Here is a 17,306-nt window from a genome sequence, read left to right as displayed (position 1 = left end):
AGAGGGCGGCTTAGGCCGCCCTTTATTCATTTCATTCATCTGCTTTCACCAGTAAAATCACCGTTGGCCGCTGGCGCGTCGTTAAAAGGATAGGAAATATCAGTATGAGTTCATCCGAACAAAGCCGTGAATGGATAAGGCTTCAAGAACGACTAACGCAAGCCATCAGGGCGTTGGACGACATAGAAAGAACATTCCAGAACGTACCTACCTTATTTGAAGGAAACGCGTTTGCCGAACAGCCGATCAGTGCTGTAAGAATGGAAAACCTCTTTACTGCCGCCACGCATGAAACGGCAACGGGCCTGCGCTACCTGAAGCAAGAAATGGAAGATCTGGCGAACTTCATCGCTTTTCGAAAGCGGCACGGCCAGTTCTCGTCTGACGCGCTGATGGAGATCATTGACGCTCCATTATCAACCAAAGATAAACAGCGGCTTTGGCACGATAATTCTCAGGCATCTTTTCCCGTATTTACGCAAAGTTTGGAACAGCTAAAAAGAGAGTGGCGCAGCCTTTTTGGAAATCGAAGCTATCAATCCGCCAATACGTTAGGCAATCACGTTTAGCCCTGCTGGCTTTTCTTTTATCTCAAGCGGCGATTCCATTTGCACTGCGCGCCATAACCGCCCACAATCTATCCCTGTTTTTTGCATCACGCTTTCAGTCAAAGGTAACGTCGCCATGAGCCATCCCCAAAGCCATTTTTTCGCCTATCTCTCCCGCCTGAAGCTGATAAGCCGCTGGCCGCTGATGCGCAACGTCCGTACTGAAAACGTCTCTGAACACAGCCTGCAGGTGGCCTTCGTCGCCCACGCGCTGGCGGTGATTAAAAACCGCAGGTTCAACGGCAACGTCAGTCCTGACCGAGTGGCGCTGTTGGCGATGTATCACGACGCCAGCGAAGTTCTGACCGGCGACATGCCGACGCCAATCAAGTATTACAACCCGCAGATAGCCCACGAATACAAAAAGATCGAAAAAACCGCCCAGCTCAAGCTGATAGAGATGCTGCCGGAAGAGCTCCAACAGGACTTCCGCTCCATTCTGGACGACAGCTACTACACCGAAGACGAAAAGATGGTCGTCAAGCAGGCGGACGCGCTGTGCGCCTATCTGAAAAGCCTGGAAGAGCTGTCGGCGGGCAACAACGAGTTCAAGCTGGCCAAACAGCGATTGGAAAAGACCCTAAAGCTGCGCCACAGCCCGGAGATGGACTACTTTATGAAGGTCTTCGTACCGAGCTTTAAGCTTTCTCTTGATGAAATCAGCGGCGATAGCCCGATGTGATCGCCACGCGGCCGGTAATCCCTTCCCGGCCGCGCAGATAGTCAGCCCCGCAGCGCCTGCGCCGGCGAATAGCGATAGGTCACAAGAGATGGGAGCAGCAGAATCACCGCCAGCGCGCCCCACAGCGTCAGCGCCCTTATCCCGTCTTCCACCCGCAGCGTTACCGGCAGCGCCATGCCATAGTGGGAGGTAAAGCGCGCTGAAATCCACAGCGTGGCCAAATAGCCGACCACAACGCCCAGCGCAATGCCTGCGCTCATGATAAGCATCAGCCCCGCCCAGACAACGCCGACGATGCCTCGACGCGGCGCGCCGAACGCTCTCAACGCGCCCAGCTGGCGCTTGCGCTGCTCAAGATGAATAACGATCACCATTAAAATTGCGATAATAGTCAGCGCCTGCGTGCCAACGGCAGCCCAGGCCAAAACCTGACGAGCGTCTCCCAGCGTGCCGTACAGGCGAGCCAGCACTTCGCCGGGAAATACGCCCAGCGTTTCTCCGCTGCGGTACTGCGACCTTAGCTGGTAAGCGCCCGCAATGCTCTTGGGCTTGACCACCACGGCGGAAACCCGACCCGACGCTTGGTGCTCATGTTCATGCTCCGGCTCGTCCGCATGCTCATGCTCGTGTTCATCATCATGATGCTCGTGGTGGATATCCCACACCGCGCCGATCGGCACCATGATGGCTTTGTCCCAGGCGTCGTTGGAAGGGTCGAGAATGCCGGTTACCGTATATCCCGCCTCTTCGTGGACGTGCGCGCCCTCGCTGCCCTGCTGCCCGTGCAGCGGCACGATCTTATCGCCTAAGGCGAGCCCCGTCGCAGCGCCGACGATAGCGTCGCGCTGTCCCTGAAAAACCAACGTATCGTCCGGCAGCGGGCGCGGCGCGTAGCTAATGCGGCGGCCGGTAAACAGCGCATCGTCGGTGCCGACTATCGGCATGCCTTTGAACGTGTCGCCAAAGGCCAGCGGAGCCGCCCACTCGACCAGAGGGTTGTTTTTAATTTCATCCAGATAGCGGCCGTCCAGCAGGGGAAGCGGCGAAGGCTGTAGGAACACGCTCGACAGCACCAGCTGGGCTTCGCTACCCGCCGCGCCGATGAGCAGATCGAACCTGTCCGCCGCTCTGGCCGCCCCCTCTCTAAGCGCCCGCTCCTGAAGGTTAACCACTACGCTAAACGCCACGGCGGCGGCGATAAGCAGCACCAGCAGCAGAGCGCCGCCCCACAGGCGCTTTAAGTCAGCAAAAATAATGTTCAAAGGTATCATGTCGCTTTTTCCATTTTGACATCGCTTTGCACGCGGCCGTTTTCCAAAACGATGGCGCGCTGCATGCGAGAAGAAAGCCTCGCGTCGTGGGTGACGCAAATCAGCGTAGAGCGCCCCTCTTTGGCAAACTGGGTGAGCAACTGAATAACGCGCCTGCCGTTTTCCTCATCCAGACTTGCGGTGGGTTCATCCGCAATAAGAATCGACGGAGAGGAAAGCAGCGCTCTGGCGATAGCGACCCTTTGCTTTTCTCCGCGAGACAGCGTATCTACCGGCTGGTTCTCTCTGTATATCCCAACCCGGTCCAACAGCGCGCTGGCCCGAGCCTTTAGGCCAATAGGCGTGCGCCAGGCGCGAAAGCGCGTGGGCAGCAGGACGTTATCCAGCGCGCTCAGGCCGGGGTACAGATGGAAGTCCTGCATAATCAGGCCGACGCGGCGCGCCCGCCAGTCGTCCCTGACGCTTTCAGACAGGCCGCCGATGTCTTGACCATCCCAAAAAATCTGCCCTACCGGGCTGCGCTCAAGGCCGCTAACGGCGTTAACCAGCGTGGTTTTACCGCTGCCTGAGGCGCCGGTCACGGCGATATGCGAACCGGAAGTCACCGTTAGCGAGGGGATATGCAGCGCTGGCTGGGCGCTGCCGTTGAAATGCACTTTTAAGCCTTTAACTATCAGTTCCGACACCGTTCCCTCCCTTAAAGCGAACTAAATCCCGCCTCGCGCAGGCGGAGCTGGCTGACGAATCCCGTTTGCGGATCTCGCCACGAGCCGTACTCCAAAACGCCGGTCACTTTGATCATGGCGTTGTTCTGCACGAAGGTTTGCCTTTGGCTTAGATACACCACCAGAATGTCTTCCGGCCAGTCTGCGTCTGACGAACAGAACGGGCACATGGCCATCGGCATTTTGGTCAGTACGAAAAACTGCGACTCGGCCTTCAGCGGCGGCGCCATAAATCCGGTAATCTCGATTTCCTTGCCCGCCAGCGACTTCACCCTATCGGAGAACTCCAGCCCCAGAACGCCGACCTTGCTGTAAAACTCGTCGAACGTTAGGGTTTGACGGGACTCAGCGCTGACCGTCGAGCTGCCGAAAAGCAGCAGCGCACAGAGTGCCCTAGCGGCAGTTTGGTAAGAAAAAAAGCCGGAACGTATCCGGCTTTGAACAAGACTAAACATTACTGAGCACTCCCTTGACCGGCCCCCTGGCCGTGCCCCAGAGACAGCGAGTCCGCAATCACCCGGAACAGTTCCGTGTTGTCCATATAGCCGCGAATGCGCTCTGCGCCGGGCCCGGCCGCCTGAACTATCATGTCGTCAACGGAGTGAACCCCGGTGTCGGCATTGCGCGGCAGGTTGCCGACGCGCAGCACGGCGCCCGGTATATCCTTGTAGGCGGCGTTAGCGATATACTCGCCCTTCTCGTTCTGAATAGCGGGCACGAAGCGACCGTCCAGCTTGGGTCGGAAAGTTTCATAGTGATCGGGATAGTTGTTGAAGAACACCGCTAAGCGTCTGGAAACGTCCACCTTATCCGGATAGCCGTCGCCGTTTTTATCCTCGTAGTTAGGGTAGCCCGCCGTTTCATATACGCCCACCTTCTCGCGCATGTCCGTACCCGGCTTGTCGTCATCTACCGTGCCGATAATCGAAATGCCGTGTGTGTGGTCGCCGGTGACGATAATCAGCGTATCGGGGTGCTTTTCGGCAAACTTCTTGGCAATCTCAACCGACTGGTCGAGCATGATGGTGTTATAGATGGCGCGCTCCCAGTCCAGCGGGTGGGACGCCTTGTCAATCAGCGCTGACTCCACCATAAGGAAAAAGCCATCCTCGTTTTTAGACAGCACGTCCAGCGCCGTCTGGGTCATGTCGGTCAGGTCCGGCTGGTTGGGGAATTTCTTGCTGACGTCGTTTTTCAAAAAGCGCCGGTCCAGCACGTCGTCCATGTTGCCGGTGTGGAACAGTCCCAGAAGCTTATCTGCGCTTGGCCCCTGCGCTTTCAGCGATTCTGCATCGGTCACGAGCGTATAGCCGTCCTGCTTGAAGCGTTCGACGTAGTTCACGTCGTCCTTACGCTTCGATCCCGGCGTGGAGGACGGCAGGAAGTAGGCGGAGCCGCCGCCCAGCATGACGTCCGGCTTCACGTCGTAGAACATCTTCACGATTTCGGCCTTATCAGCACGACGGCGCGTGTGGGCAACCACCGCCGCGGGCGTGGCGTCTTCAAGCTCGGCGTCGCTAACGATGCCGACGGACATCTTGGTGGTCCGCTTAATCAGCTCGCCCAGCGTCTCCTGCTTCGGATGGTTCAGCGAATCCTTCGCGCGGCTGACGTACACCCCCAGCGCATTGACGCCGGACTTGTGGCCCGTCATGTAGGCGCTCATGGTGTTGGCGCTGTCCGCCGCGATGGAGTCGGTGCTGGAGGTACCGATAAAGGCCATGTTGGGCAGGTCGTCTATCGCCAAGCGCCCGTTAGCCTTTCCTTCGGTGATCCCTTTGGAAAGCACTCGGGCGCCGGTGCGGTGCGCGACGGAGAGGCCGTCGCCGATAAACAGAATGACGTTTTTGGCCTGACGGGTGGTCGGCGTTTGGTAGATGCTCCAACTCACTGCGCCCTTGTCATCACCCGCGCTGACGTCAATGCGGTAGTCCCCCGCCGTCGGCAGCGAGACGTCTTTTATCACCAAAGAGGAGGCATTCAGGCCGTCTTCATTAGCGATAAACTCACCGTCCTGCTTCCATACGTCGCGATAGTCCTTGCCGTTAATCTGGATGTGGACCTGCTCAGGCTTCACCTGAGCATCGAACTCCACCTTAAAGTCAAACTTGCCCCCGGTCAGCATCGTCGCACGATCGAGCGGATAAACGGTCAGCGCGGACGCCGCCATCGGTAACAACAACGGCGCCATTGCCAGCGTAACGGGAACAAACCAACGTACTTTCATGATCTTCTCCTGATGTTTTTATTCTCAGGAGAAGCTTAGAGGGAGGAAATGACAGTTTTATGACCAACGTGTGTCGGTTAGGTGTCGGCAAGCATACTTGCCCCAGTTGTATTAGTTCAAATTTGCTCCGACACTGTTACGGCACAGAGCTAAATTTAATCTGACAGGCGGCTCTGTACCAGAAGCGGACATTGACTGAAATGAAAGAATACGTGATATGTTTTCATTAATGCGGATTACGTTAGAATGGCCCGTTGAAAACAAGAGCGCTGGAGAGAAAATGTTTGCTGATTTTGGTGTCGTGAATTTCTGGACATACCTGCTTGGTGCGACGCTTATAGTCCTTGTACCTGGCCCTGAAACCATGTTCGTGATTAAAACGAGTATTACCAGCGGCATCAAACGGGGCTTTGCTGCAATTTTTTCCATTCTCCTGAGCGATGTTATTCTGGTTCTGCTGGCATGGTGTGGACTAGCTGCGGTCATAAGCTCAACACCCGCCTTGTTTAACGTCATCAAATACGCAGGCGCTGCTTATCTTTTCTATCTCGGAGTCCAGACTATACGCGCAGTGTTTAAACCGGCCGTCGAAACGAGTGCGGAAAAAAAATCTTCAACTGATGCGGGAGGGATCATCGGACGCGGAATGCTGGTTACGCTACTGAATCCGAAGACGCTACTGTTCTATATCTCTTTCTTCGCCCAGTTCATAAATGTTCAGGCTGAACACTCCTGGGTAGCGTTTATCATTCTTGCTGCTGTAATGTTCGCAATTACTCTCGTATATTTCGGTTTTCTCGTTTTCTGCGGCTCTTACCTTCTTAGTCGTCTTAAAGGCAACCGTAGGCTATCTGCAATCGGAAACACGTTGGTAGGGATGTTCTTTATTGGATTTGCAGCACGACTCGCAAGCGCCACGTCGTAATCACATAACTAAGCCGCCGTAAGGCGTATTTTTACGAGCTTTCGCTGGGCGGAATGCCAGCTTTTCGCTCACAGCTGACTGTCGAATTCGATTGTGCGTTGTACGAGAAAACTGTCAGGCCACGTCTGAGCTAACACACCTAAGTCATACCAGCGAGTAAAGATAGCTCATAATATTTTTCTTTGTAACCTTCGGAAGAATAACCGCATTCTCATCGCTAAAATACCCATTTTCATTCAGTTCGCTTTCAGCGTCCTGAGAAAATCGGGTTAGATCATAAAAGTTTATTACCTTCTCCTTTCCGCTTATGACGACGTTAAAATTTAAAACGCATCCCTTTGATTCGCATTCAAATTCAAACAGTTCGTCATACCAATCGGGAAGATCAATATTCATATTATCCTGCTCAACATCATTCATGGCGTCTCGCTACCTGACTCAAAACGGAAACAACACCGGAATAATCACCACGCTTACCACCATCACCAGCAGCGTAAACGGGATGCCGATACGCATGAAGTCGCTGAACTTATAGCCCCCCGGCCCCAGCACCATGGTGTTAACCGGGGAAGAGACCGGTGTCATAAACGCCGCCGAGGCCGCGACGGCTACCACCATGGCGAACGGCAGCGCCGAAACGCCCATTTGATTGGCGGCGCCGATGGCGATGGGCGCCATCAACACCGCCGTGGCGGTGTTGGAAATAAACAGGCCGATAACGGCGCTCAGGATAAACAGGCTGGCCAGCACCACGTGCGGCCCCCTGTCGCCGACGGCCTCCATCAGCCCCTGCACCACCAGGTCAATACCGCCGGTTTTTTGCAGCGCGTGCGCAAAGGGCAACATGCCGACGATCAGCACCAGCGTCGGCCAGTGGATAGACTTATAGGCGCTTTCCATGTCGATACAGCGGAATTTCCCCATCAGCAGGCAGGCCAGCAGCGCGGCAATCACGTTGGGCACTAAATCCGTCACCATCAGGAAAATCATCAAGAACAGGCAAAGCACGGCATGAGGCGCTTGGCTGATGGACGGCGCGACCTCATCAACTTCAGCCGGCAGGTTCATCACCAAAAAGTCGCGAGTGTTGCTTTGCAGCATCCGAATCTGGCGCCAGTCGCCGATGACCAGCATCATATCGCCCATCTTGAGCTCGATATCTATCTGCTGATTGCTGTCGATAAGCTTATCGCCCCGCCGAATACCGATCACGTTCAGGCTGTAGCGGGTGCGAAACGCCATCTGGCGCAGGGTTTTGCCGATATATTCCGACTCGGGAATAAGCGACACTTCCGCCATGCCGACCTCGCGGGCCTGCTCGGAGAAGTATTCGCCGCGCAGTATCATCGGCTCAAGCTGCTCTTCGGTACAGAAGTGGCGAACGTCGACGTCGGGGTCATGCATATCCACCAGCAGGATATCGTGAACCCGCAGCTCGGTTGAGGCGAAAGCGCTTATCATCACGCGACGGAACTTGCGCCACCGCTCGATGCCGACCACGTTAGCGCTGTAGCGGGAGCGAAGATGCAGTTCGTCCAGCGTACGGCCAATTAGCGGGGAACCGGGTCGAATGGAGAAGCGGCGGGCGCGACCGCTGAGCTTATATTCGCGAATCAGATCGCGCATGGCGCGGCGGGCGCTCCCCTTGGGCTTATCCAGAGAGGGCTTGACCAGAAAGCGCCGTACCAAAAGCATATAGCCGATGCCCAACAGCAGGATGACTACGCCAATCGGCGTAAAGCTGAAAAAGTCGAACTGGCCGACGCCGTAGCGCACCATCTCGCTGTTTACCACCAGGTTGGGCGGCGTCGCCACCAGCGTCATCATGCCGCTGATAAGCCCGGCAAACGCCAGCGGCATCATCAATCTGCCGGGAGCTCGGTTTAATCGCGACGACACGCTCATTACGACGGGAATAAAAATCGCCACCACGCCGGTAGAACTCATCACAGAGCCCAGGCTCGCCACCGCCAGCATAAGCAAAATAAGCAGCTTGGCCTCGCTGTTGCCAGCCACTCTGACCAGCCAGTCGCCGACCTGATAGGCAATACCGGTTCGCACCAGCCCTTCGCCTATGACGAAGAGCAGCGCAATCAGAATCACGTTGGGATCGCTGAAGCCTGAAACGGCTTCGGGTACGGTAAGAATATCGCTAATAACGAAAACGACGATAAGAAGAAGCGCTACGACGTCCATGCGGACTTTATTGGAAATAAACAGGCCAATCGCGACGAGAAGAAAAAAGACAACCCAAAAGAGCTGGCTACCGGCGAGCGTCTCTACTGTGGCGAATAATCGTTCTGTCACGGCTACTCCCTACGTTTTAAGTTCTACGACTCTGCTCCTAAATGACCCTTCCTTGTCTATAAACGACGGTTTCGACCGCTTTCTTATTAAAATTTAGCGTTATAGAGTTGTTTTCCACTTAAAGACTGGAAAAAACCATTAACGCCATTCCTTCATCAAAACACATTGACCGGTTTATATCAATGATAAACGAAGGCTTTTAACACGAGTCAGCGGGAAATTCTGATAAAATTTCGCACAAAACGTCAACTTTGACCGGTTAGGATCGGTTTTAACGCCGTCATGAAAGAATTTATCTATTTCGCCCCGCTCTTTTTCCTCACCTGAAGCCACTTTTTTTCTGAATACAAAAATGCCGACCGAATATTCCTCGGTCAGCATTCCACAGCTTAGCGCAAAGCCTGCGTTATTCCAGCGGCTTGCCCGCCTTCTCAGGGATAAGGAACAGCGTGGCCAGGATGTCCAGCACGTACAGCGAGGCCAGCATGGCAATCGCCACTTGGAAAGAGTACAGCGATACCACCATGCCGACGGCCAAGGGCCCCAGGCCGCCGATGCCGCGCCCAATGTTGAACAGAACGTTCTGCGCCGTAGCGCGCGCCTCGGTCGGGTACACCTCTGATATCAGCGCGCCGTAGCCGCCCATCATGCCGTTAACGAACATCCCCATCACCGCGCCGCCGACCAGCAGCGTCATCGGGTCCGTCAGCTGTGAGTAAGCAAGCACCATCAGCGCCGCGCCGACCTGATAGAGCAGGAAAATGGGGCGACGCCCGAAGCGGTCCGCCAGCTGGCCGAACAGCCAGATGCCGAAGCCCATGCCGACCACGGTGACGGCGGTCCACATGGCGGACTTGGTCAGCGAATAGTTGAACTGCTTGCTCAGGTAAGAAGGCATCCAGATCATGATGCCGTAGTAGCCGAAATTTTGAACCGACGTCAGGATGGAGATACCGATGCTGGCGCGAATAGCTTCCCCGTCAGCGACCAGCGCCTTAAAGGGATTACTCTTGCGCTTCTCTTTACGCTTTTTAACGAAAATTTCCGGCTCGCCGATGTAGTGGCGAATAACGAAAGAGGCCAACGCGGGAACCACGCCGACGGCGAACATGCCGCGCCAGCCGATAACCGGCAGCAAAAGCGGGGTGAGCAGCGCGGCGGCGAGAACGCCCAGCTGCCAGCCAAGTCCGACGTAGGAAGACATTCTGGCGCGCTCGTTGGGCCGGCAGGCCTCCGCCGCCAGCGCCATACCGATGCCGAACTCGCCGCCAAGGCCGATACCGGCGATAGTGCGGTAAATCAGCAGGTCCCAGTACCCCTGTGCCAGCGCGCACAGGCCGGTAAAGCCGGCAAACAGGACGATAGACCAGGTCAACACCTTCACGCGGCCAAAGTAGTCGCTCAGAACGCCGAATATCAGCCCGCCGATCACCGCGCCGACCAGCGTCCAGGTTACCAGCGAACCGGCTTCGCTGGTGGTCAGCCCCAGCCCCAGTGCGACGGCGTTCAAGATAAACCCAAGGATAAGAAGGTCGAACCCGTCCATGGCGTACCCTACCGTGGATGCAATTACGGCCTTATAGGCGTACTTTCTTCTTTTTGCCTCCTCGACGACCAGAACTTTTTGACTTTCCGTAAGGCTTATCGATTGGTTAGTCACTGCTTTTTCCCCGTATTTATTCGCTTATCGTCATTTCGGCAAAACCGTCCGTTCGTTATTCCACCAGTCTGCATTTCATTTCAAACGCGTTGCATAAATTTTATCACGTTGAATTTGTTGCATTTTTAACCATCCCTCACCTTATTTCAGGCGTAAGAAAACGCGCACCCATTGGTAAAACGACCAAGGGCGTATAACAAGTCAACGGAGTGATGAAAATTTATGGGAATTGTGGTCAAACCTTATGATTATAACAGCAGGATTTTTTTTGGGTAGCGTTTTTTTAAGGAGGGCGCTATTTATCTGTTTAGTTTAGCGAGAAAGCGATGTAGAAATACTATTCCGCTTTATTATGATGGTGGCAGCAGCCGGTAAAGCTATCAATAATCGGGCAGTCCGCGCCGTCGTCACCGGGGCAGAGATTCGCCAGAGACATCAACCGTTCGCGCATCTCGGTCAGTTCGCGAATGTGGTTGTCGATGTCCTCTACCTTTTTCAGCGTGCGCGCCTTAACGTCGGCGCTGCGCCGCTCGGCGTTGTGAAACAGCGCCAGCAGCTCTTTGCATTCTTCCAGCGTAAACCCCACCTGGCGAGCCTGACGAAGCAGCGTCAGTTCTTCAACGCTGCGGGCGTTGTAGGTCCGATAGCCGTTCAGCGAACGGTTCGGCGGCGTAATCAGCCCCTTCTCTTCATAGAAGCGGATCGTTTTGCTGGTTAAGCCTGTTTTTTCTGCAACTTGGCTTATATTCATGGTTGCCTCTGTGCGGTTAACAAGTGTACTTCGTATGGATTGATTAAAAACTACCTGGCTAATCTTTTCAACGCCCCCATCAGGGAGCTACGTTGACGTCGACTAAGGCCCATATTGCGTTGGCATATTCAGGGGAGTCCAGCCAGCGTTCAACGCCGGTCGCGGTCATAAGCGTCAATCGTGGTATAACCTTCTCACTGCCCGTTTGCGCCTATTATGAGGTTATTAAGCAAAGATACGTCAATCCGGATGTTTCGCACATCAGAGATAACTCGCAAAGGTTCTAGCGAAGCAATTAAAAACGACAATGCCCGTACGACAAACCTCGCAATTTCATTACTCATTATAAATATAGGACGTTAGCTCCTCCGTACGCTTGCTCGTTCTGTCCGTCATGCAGCCCCAGTACATCACGCTGCGTATCGTACCGCCAGAGTGAAGCGCAAACACCGCATCGCAGTCCTTTTGGCGGAAGGTCACCCACGCCCGCTGCCCTTCCCGCAGGTTGCTTTTCACCTTGGAGTAGGGAAGGCCGTCTTCGTCCGGCTGGCTTAGCGTTTTCATCAGCGCCTGATAGGCCTGATTCAGCTTTTTATCCGCCTCGTTAAACGTTTTTTCCGCGCAGGCGTTAAGCTCTGGCGTGGTCATCGCATTATTACAGTCTACTTCCGGCTGCGTTTCTGCCTGGGTTGGAGTGGTTGCACACAGCAGCATTGCTGCGGGTAATAGCATACGTTTCATTAGAATAGTTCCCTTTTCGTCGCGTCTTTAGGTAAGCGTAGGCAAAAATCGCGCCCGTTTATATTCTCTATTTGTATAAAAAATCCCTTTTTATTCTTTATTACTAAAGCCCACTTTCTGGCAGTCTCAACGTGTTGTTCATCATTCTTCCACTTACCGTCGCTTTATATTTATAACCAACTACCGTGAGGCTACACCCATGCAAAAATGGCAACTCGGCGCTCTGTTTCTGCTGGCCAGCACCAGCGTTCTGGCAAAAGACGTTCAGCTTCTTAACGTATCTTACGATCCCACTCGCGAATTCTACCAGCAGTATAACCAGGCTTTCGCCAGCTATTGGAAAGACAAAACCGGCGACGTCGTTACCGTCAGGCAGTCTCACGGCGGCTCGGGCAAGCAGGCCTCTTCAGTGATTAACGGTATTTCTGCCGACGTCGTCACGCTGGCGTTGGCTTACGATGTAGACGCCATCGCCGAGCGCGACAAGCTTGCCAAAGACTGGATTACCCGCCTGCCGGACAACTCCGCACCCTATACGTCCACCATCGTCTTTTTAGTCCGTAAGGGCAACCCTAAGCAGATCCACGACTGGAACGATCTCATTAAGCCCGGCCTTAACGTCGTCACCCCTAACCCGAAAACCTCCGGCGGCGCGCGCTGGAACTACCTGGCCGCTTGGGGATACGCGCTACAGCATAACAACAACAATGAGCAGAAAGCGCAGCAGTTCGTCAAAGCGCTGTATGACAACGTGCAGGTGCTTGATACCGGCGCGCGTGGCTCTACCACCACCTTCGTTGAGCGCGGCATCGGCGACGTGCTGATCGCCTGGGAAAACGAAGCGCTGCTGGCCGTCGAGCAGTTGGGAAAAGACCAGTTTGACATCATTACGCCCAGCGTTTCTATTCTGGCGGAGCCGACCGTCTCCGTGGTCGACAGCGTGGTGGATAAGAACGGCAACCGCGAAGTGGCGACCGCCTATCTGAAGTACCTGTATTCAAAAGAGGGACAGGAAATCGCCGCGAAGAACTACTACCGCCCGCGCGATCCTGATGTGTTGAAAAAGTATGCCTCCACCTTCCCGTCGCTGACGCTGTTTACCGTTGACGAGGTGTTTGGCGGCTGGCAGAAGGCTCAGAAGACGCACTTTGCTACTGATGGGGTGTTTGATCAGATAAGTAAACGCTGAAAGCGTGGGGATTGACGACGGGCCGGTTAAATCAGCTTCGGAGGATATTCCGGCCGAAAAGGCGCCGTGCTTATATCACCATGGTGCTCGGCCGGGAGAGTGCTTGTATTAAACTTGGGAGTGCGGCGGGAGTGGGGCCTGAAGGGCCCCGCCCGCCGATTGAGATTGTTGTTTGTTCAAGCCTAAGTGAGTGACGCTGTTGGGAATCTGGGGGCCGACTATCCGGCGGTCAACGGCCATCTTTTAACGCTTTAACGATGAGCTGATTTTGAAGCCGCATACGCACGTAAACCTGCTCGTCGTTGTCTATCTGCCTCGGTTTATCCCCGCTGACGCGGGGAACTCGATGTCTATACGGTGCCAATCGGTGCTGCCTACGGTTTATCCCCGCTGGCGCAGGGAACTCTTTAACGACATGCAAGAACGCGACGGCCACACCGGTTTATCCCCGCTAGCACGGGGAACTCAATGCCAATATGCCTAAATCATTTTGGATATGCGGTTTATCCCCGCTAACGCGGGGAACAGACACCGGCCATCGCTCCCAGCTCTTTCCACTGCGGTTTATCCCCGCCAACGCGGGGAATTCCTGTTTGCGACGTAGCCTCGACGTTGTCGGACGGTTCATCCCCACTCACAGCGATCTACTTCTCACTACCGCAAGTACGCCGTATCCGCCATTTCTAAGCCACCTTACTCGCCACCACAAACAAACGAGGGAACGCCAGCAGCACGCTGCCGTCGCTGCGCACGTCGTAGGCTTGAGTTAGTTCGGCCAAATAGCGCTGAATGAAAAGCGCCTGCTCTTCTTCGTTCAGCGGGTTAAGGAAAGGCCTTAGGCCGGTCGATTTAACCCACTCGACGATGGCCGCAACCGAAGGCATCACGTGGTAGAACGTCGTTCGCCAGACGTCCACTCGGCAGCCGCGGCTGGCCATCAGGTCGTAGTACTCTTCCGTGGTTAACAGCTTTTTGCGGCTCAGCGCGTCTTCTCCGTACCTTCCCTTCCACTCTCCTTCCAGCGCCACTTTGCACATCAGCGCATGGGAAGGCTGAAGCAGGTTATCCGGCACCTGGAACGCCAGCACGCCGCCGTCGGCAAGCTGGTCCAACAGATGAGGCATCAAAACCTCATGGTGCGGCACCCACTGCAAGGAGGCATTGGCGTAGATGACGTCCTGTAGGACGTCGGGCCGCCAGGCGCCGATATCCGCCTCGACAAAATGACAGCCGGGCAGGCGCTTTGCCGCTTTCTCCAGCATCGCTTTGGAGCTGTCGACGCCGGTGGTCTGCGCCGTCGGGTAGCGGCGGTGCAGCAGCTCGGTGCTGTTGCCCGGCCCGCAGCCTAAATCGCTGATGTGGCGAGGGGACGGGTGAAAAATGCGCGCCAGCAGCTCTTCGGCGGGGCGGGTTCTTTCGGATTCAAACTGCAGGTAAAGCGAAGGGTTCCAGTCGGCCATGGACGTTCCTTTTGGGGGCCTAAAAATAAGATTGAAGCATTATGGGCAAAAAGGTGCGGAATATATTGATGCAGGTAACAAAGCGATGAAATGGCACGCTGTTTTTATTACACAAAAAGGCTGAAACTAATTTCAGCCTTTTTCTCACATTAATGACAGTGACGCTTTCCCGTTTTACGATCCATATGGCAACCGTCTTTATCCGTTCTTCCACCGTGGGCGAAAGCGGCTACGCTGGTCAATAACACGACGGCAACCAGCACGGCGCCGATGATTTTCGTCATATGCATATTCTCCATTTATGCCGACAGGTGGCTTACCTATTATCAAGCTGGCTAAAGAATAAACTCTGACGCCGTTCAAATATTAATATATTGATTTTAAATATTTTTTAAACAGTAGTCTCACTATTAATCCGTCATTAATCGCAAATAGCCTCTTACGCTGCGCCAAAAAGTCCATATAAATAACGCTCAAGCGCCATGCGCGAGCTAAATCCGTGCGGAATACCGTAATGTTCGTGAGTCAGTCCGGCCAAACAGCGCGGGAAATGTTGATAATGATCGCAGGTTTTAATCTCAGAGGACGGTTCTGCCAGCAGTAAGCTGCGCTCTTTCAGCGTCGGATGAATCACCAGAGCGGTACGCCCCATGCGCGCTTCGCGATTAACGTAGACATAGTCTTCACCACGCCGATAGCCATAGGCTTTCTGTGTCACCATATCTACGGTAAATCCCACTTTTTCAAGAACGCGCGCCACCTCGTCAGGTCGTAAATACATAGTCTGTCCTCGTTATCTTTTACAGCAGGCTTCTCGTACCTGATTCAGTATTAACAACGCATCCAGAAAAGTCCATAAACGCGCGGCTCCTATATGACGGCCTGCCGAAGCCGTCGAGCAACCTGCTGCGCCATCTCTGCGCTAGTGATGTTAGTGAAGGAGAGCAACATTCCCCCTTGCCCCGTTGGCTCCATTCGCCAGCGGCTGAGCGCTTGTACCGCCAGCCCTGCGTGATTGGCTTTGCTCACCATAGCGGTATCATCCCCTTCCACCATAATAACCAGCTGTATGCCGCCGTCCTGTGGCGCTACCTGAAACCCTTGCTCCGTTAGCGCCTGCGCAATCCACTGCCTGCGCTCGGCATAATGCTGACGCATCTTTTTCAGATGCCGCCAGAAATGGCCGTCGCGAATAAAGTCAGCCAGCGTCAGCTGCCATAGCACCGGCACGGTACAGGCGCTCAACGCGGCCTGCTCTCGAAAACGAGCAACCTGATTCACCGGCACCACTAGCCATGCGGTACGTAATGCAGGAAAGAGTGATTTGCTGAACGTTCCGGCATAAATCACCCGCTGTGGGGCATCCAGGCTTTTCAGCGGCGGCAACGGCTTACCTCGATAGCGGAATTCGCTGTCGTAATCATCTTCGACAATCCATGCCTTGGCGTTATCAGCCCACTCCAGCAGCTGATGCCGTCGGGTTAACGACAGCGCCGTCCCAAGCGGGCTTTGGTGAGCAGGCGTGAGGAGCGCAAAGCGGGCATCCGGGTAATCGCGTATTCCAGCGGAGACGTTCAGCCCATCCCTGTCAACCGCCACCGGCAGCAGGTGAATGCCTTCCCGCTCGATAACGGGCCGGATAAGCGGGAAGCCGGGATCCTCCATCCACATTCCATCACCCGCCTGCGCCAGCGAGCGTAAGATTAGCATCATTGAAGAAGCGTATCCGGAGGTAATAAACACCTGCTCCGGCAAGCACTCGATGCTGCGCGACACCCGCAGGTAGCTCACAATAGCCTCGCGCAGCGCGGCTTCACCGCAGACGTCGCCCAGCGCCAGTTCGAATCGCGTCTGGGTGCGTAAGCGCCGCCCCATCACCCGCGCCCAGATCTCGCGCGGGAAGAGATCCAGCGCCGGTAGCCCCATCTGGAACGGCTGCGGCGTCTGGCTTTCCCCGGCGAAAGCGACGGGGATAGTTGGCGTTTGCTGCGGATGCAGTTGCCCGCTGACAAAGGTTCCGGCCTGACCGCGTCGTTCCAGCCAGCCTTGCGCCACCAGCTCGGCGTAGGCATTTTCAACCGTCGAGCGCGAGACGCCCAGCTCCTGCGACCAGGTGCGGCTGGAAGGCAGCCTAGCGCCGGGCTTGAGTTCGCCTTGTTCAATGGCCGTTTTTAGCTGACGGGCGATTTGCTGATAGTGCGGCATATGGTCTGCTTTTTTAGTCAAAATATGGTTCTCTTTTGCAGTCCATTATAGCGCTACACTGCGGGGCATCCAAATTAGGAGGAACACCATGACTACGTTACGTCAGCCCTATTATGAACTCAGCCCTGAAGTCTACAGCGCCCTTGGGCAAGCAAAAAAAGCGCTGGAGAACGGCGCTCTGGATACCACGCTGATGGAACTCATTTTTCTGCGCATCTCGCAGATTAACGGCTGTGCGTTTTGTCTGGAGATGCACAGCAAGGCGCTGCGTAAATCCGGCGTTGAGCAGAGCAAATTGGACGCCCTGGCAGGCTGGCGGGTTAGCCATCACTTTAGCGCGCAAGAGCAGGCCGCGCTGGCGTGGGCGGAATCCGTGACGGATATCGCCAGAACGCATGCCGAAGATGAGGTTTACCTGCCGCTGCTCGAGCATTTCAGCGCCCGCGAAATCAGCGATTTGACTTTTGCTATCGGCCTGATGAACTGCTTTAACCGGCTGGCGGTCGGGATGCGGATGTGATTCGGTTAGTGCCGGATGACGTCGCAAACGCCCTC

20 protein-coding genes are annotated in these 17,306 nt (G+C 55.0%); 5 read left to right on the top strand and 15 right to left on the bottom strand.

The genetic code is table 11. From position 1 onward, the window contains the following. Positions 1-104 precede the first annotated feature (104 nt). Positions 105-569 carry a hypothetical protein gene (locus V8L73_RS06765; RefSeq protein WP_347254460.1) on the top strand — a complete coding sequence of 155 codons (465 nt, stop codon included), beginning with the start codon at positions 105-107 and terminating at the stop codon, positions 567-569. Here the strand turns inward: V8L73_RS06765 and V8L73_RS06760 are convergent. Next, positions 552-686, bottom strand: coding sequence for a hypothetical protein (locus V8L73_RS06760; RefSeq protein WP_347254459.1), 135 nt, complete (start codon positions 684-686; stop codon positions 552-554). The genes V8L73_RS06765 and V8L73_RS06760 overlap by 18 nt on opposite strands. Between V8L73_RS06760 and yfbR the strand changes: the two genes are divergently transcribed. Further along, positions 685-1,290 carry a 5'-deoxynucleotidase gene (yfbR, locus tag V8L73_RS06755; RefSeq protein ID WP_027274349.1) on the top strand — a complete coding sequence of 202 codons (606 nt, stop codon included), beginning with the start codon at positions 685-687 and terminating at the stop codon, positions 1,288-1,290. The genes V8L73_RS06760 and yfbR overlap by 2 nt on opposite strands. A 41-nt stretch (positions 1,291-1,331) precedes the next feature. On the opposite strand, the gene V8L73_RS06750 is transcribed toward yfbR, so the two are convergent. Genes V8L73_RS06750 through V8L73_RS06735 form a run of 4 tightly spaced genes read right to left on the bottom strand, consistent with a single transcriptional unit; the run spans position 1,332 to position 5,513 of the window. Beyond that, complete coding sequence (locus V8L73_RS06750; protein ID WP_347254458.1) at positions 1,332-2,561, bottom strand: ABC transporter permease; 1,230 nt, start codon at positions 2,559-2,561, stop codon at positions 1,332-1,334. Continuing rightward, positions 2,558-3,247: an ABC transporter ATP-binding protein gene (locus tag V8L73_RS06745; protein ID WP_347254457.1), complete on the bottom strand. Its 690-nt coding sequence runs from the start codon at positions 3,245-3,247 to the stop codon at positions 2,558-2,560. The genes V8L73_RS06750 and V8L73_RS06745 overlap by 4 nt, the downstream gene beginning before the upstream one ends. An 11-nt stretch (positions 3,248-3,258) precedes the next feature. Beyond that, complete coding sequence (locus V8L73_RS06740; protein ID WP_347254456.1) at positions 3,259-3,741, bottom strand: hypothetical protein; 483 nt, start codon at positions 3,739-3,741, stop codon at positions 3,259-3,261. Then, positions 3,741-5,513 carry an alkaline phosphatase gene (locus tag V8L73_RS06735; RefSeq protein ID WP_347254455.1) on the bottom strand — a complete coding sequence of 591 codons (1,773 nt, stop codon included), beginning with the start codon at positions 5,511-5,513 and terminating at the stop codon, positions 3,741-3,743. Before V8L73_RS06735 ends, V8L73_RS06740 begins: the two co-directional genes overlap by 1 nt. A gap of 217 nt (positions 5,514-5,730) precedes the next feature. On the opposite strand from V8L73_RS06735, the gene leuE reads away from it, so the two are divergent. After that, complete coding sequence (gene leuE / locus V8L73_RS06730) at positions 5,731-6,438, top strand: leucine efflux protein LeuE (RefSeq protein ID WP_347254454.1); 708 nt, start codon at positions 5,731-5,733, stop codon at positions 6,436-6,438. A 144-nt stretch (positions 6,439-6,582) separates the two neighbouring features. Here leuE and V8L73_RS06725 read toward each other — a convergent pair whose 3' ends face one another. The 5 genes from V8L73_RS06725 to V8L73_RS06705 all read right to left on the bottom strand — a co-directional run bounded on the left by V8L73_RS06725 (position 6,583) and on the right by V8L73_RS06705 (position 11,897). Further along, positions 6,583-6,858: a hypothetical protein gene (locus tag V8L73_RS06725; protein ID WP_347254453.1), complete on the bottom strand. Its 276-nt coding sequence runs from the start codon at positions 6,856-6,858 to the stop codon at positions 6,583-6,585. 18 nt (positions 6,859-6,876) lie between these two features. Then, entirely contained in the window at positions 6,877-8,634 is a 1,758-nt protein-coding gene (locus V8L73_RS06720) for an SLC13 family permease (protein ID WP_347254801.1), read from the bottom strand. 517 nt (positions 8,635-9,151) lie between these two features. Further along, complete coding sequence (locus V8L73_RS06715) at positions 9,152-10,291, bottom strand: MFS transporter (protein ID WP_051155687.1); 1,140 nt, start codon at positions 10,289-10,291, stop codon at positions 9,152-9,154. Between the two features lie 451 nt (positions 10,292-10,742). Then, complete coding sequence (gene cueR / locus V8L73_RS06710) at positions 10,743-11,156, bottom strand: Cu(I)-responsive transcriptional regulator (RefSeq protein WP_347254451.1); 414 nt, start codon at positions 11,154-11,156, stop codon at positions 10,743-10,745. Between the two features lie 336 nt (positions 11,157-11,492). Then, the gene (locus V8L73_RS06705; RefSeq protein WP_261831521.1) at positions 11,493-11,897 is read right to left on the bottom strand and encodes a lysozyme inhibitor LprI family protein; all 405 of its coding nucleotides are present in this window, start codon (positions 11,895-11,897) and stop codon (positions 11,493-11,495) included. Between the two features lie 199 nt (positions 11,898-12,096). Between V8L73_RS06705 and V8L73_RS06700 the strand changes: the two genes are divergently transcribed. After that, positions 12,097-13,086 (top strand): sulfate ABC transporter substrate-binding protein, encoded by a 990-nt coding sequence (locus V8L73_RS06700; RefSeq protein WP_261831520.1) that lies wholly within the window; start codon positions 12,097-12,099, stop codon positions 13,084-13,086. Between the two features lie 512 nt (positions 13,087-13,598). On the opposite strand, the gene V8L73_RS06695 is transcribed toward V8L73_RS06700, so the two are convergent. From V8L73_RS06695 to V8L73_RS06675, 5 genes are all read right to left on the bottom strand, one after another. After that, complete coding sequence (locus V8L73_RS06695) at positions 13,599-13,724, bottom strand: hypothetical protein (RefSeq protein WP_347254450.1); 126 nt, start codon at positions 13,722-13,724, stop codon at positions 13,599-13,601. A gap of 45 nt (positions 13,725-13,769) precedes the next feature. Further along, complete coding sequence (tam, locus tag V8L73_RS06690) at positions 13,770-14,546, bottom strand: trans-aconitate 2-methyltransferase (protein WP_347254449.1); 777 nt, start codon at positions 14,544-14,546, stop codon at positions 13,770-13,772. 149 nt (positions 14,547-14,695) lie between these two features. Continuing rightward, complete coding sequence (locus tag V8L73_RS06685; protein ID WP_347254448.1) at positions 14,696-14,830, bottom strand: YHYH domain-containing protein; 135 nt, start codon at positions 14,828-14,830, stop codon at positions 14,696-14,698. 155 nt (positions 14,831-14,985) lie between these two features. Continuing rightward, entirely contained in the window at positions 14,986-15,327 is a 342-nt protein-coding gene (locus V8L73_RS06680; protein ID WP_027274337.1) for a DUF2002 family protein, read from the bottom strand. Positions 15,328-15,416: 89 nt separating this feature from the next. Further along, the gene (locus tag V8L73_RS06675) at positions 15,417-16,751 is read right to left on the bottom strand and encodes a PLP-dependent aminotransferase family protein (protein WP_347254800.1); all 1,335 of its coding nucleotides are present in this window, start codon (positions 16,749-16,751) and stop codon (positions 15,417-15,419) included. A gap of 88 nt (positions 16,752-16,839) precedes the next feature. On the opposite strand from V8L73_RS06675, the gene V8L73_RS06670 reads away from it, so the two are divergent. Then, positions 16,840-17,271 carry a carboxymuconolactone decarboxylase family protein gene (locus V8L73_RS06670; RefSeq protein ID WP_261831517.1) on the top strand — a complete coding sequence of 144 codons (432 nt, stop codon included), beginning with the start codon at positions 16,840-16,842 and terminating at the stop codon, positions 17,269-17,271. Positions 17,272-17,306: the final 35 nt, after the last annotated feature.

Source organism: Leminorella grimontii, assembly GCF_039789245.1.
GTDB classification, from domain to species: Bacteria; Pseudomonadota; Gammaproteobacteria; order Enterobacterales; family Enterobacteriaceae; genus Leminorella; species Leminorella grimontii.
The sequence above is the reverse complement of the archived record's forward strand: the minus strand, read 5'-3'. Positions and strand labels throughout refer to the sequence as shown.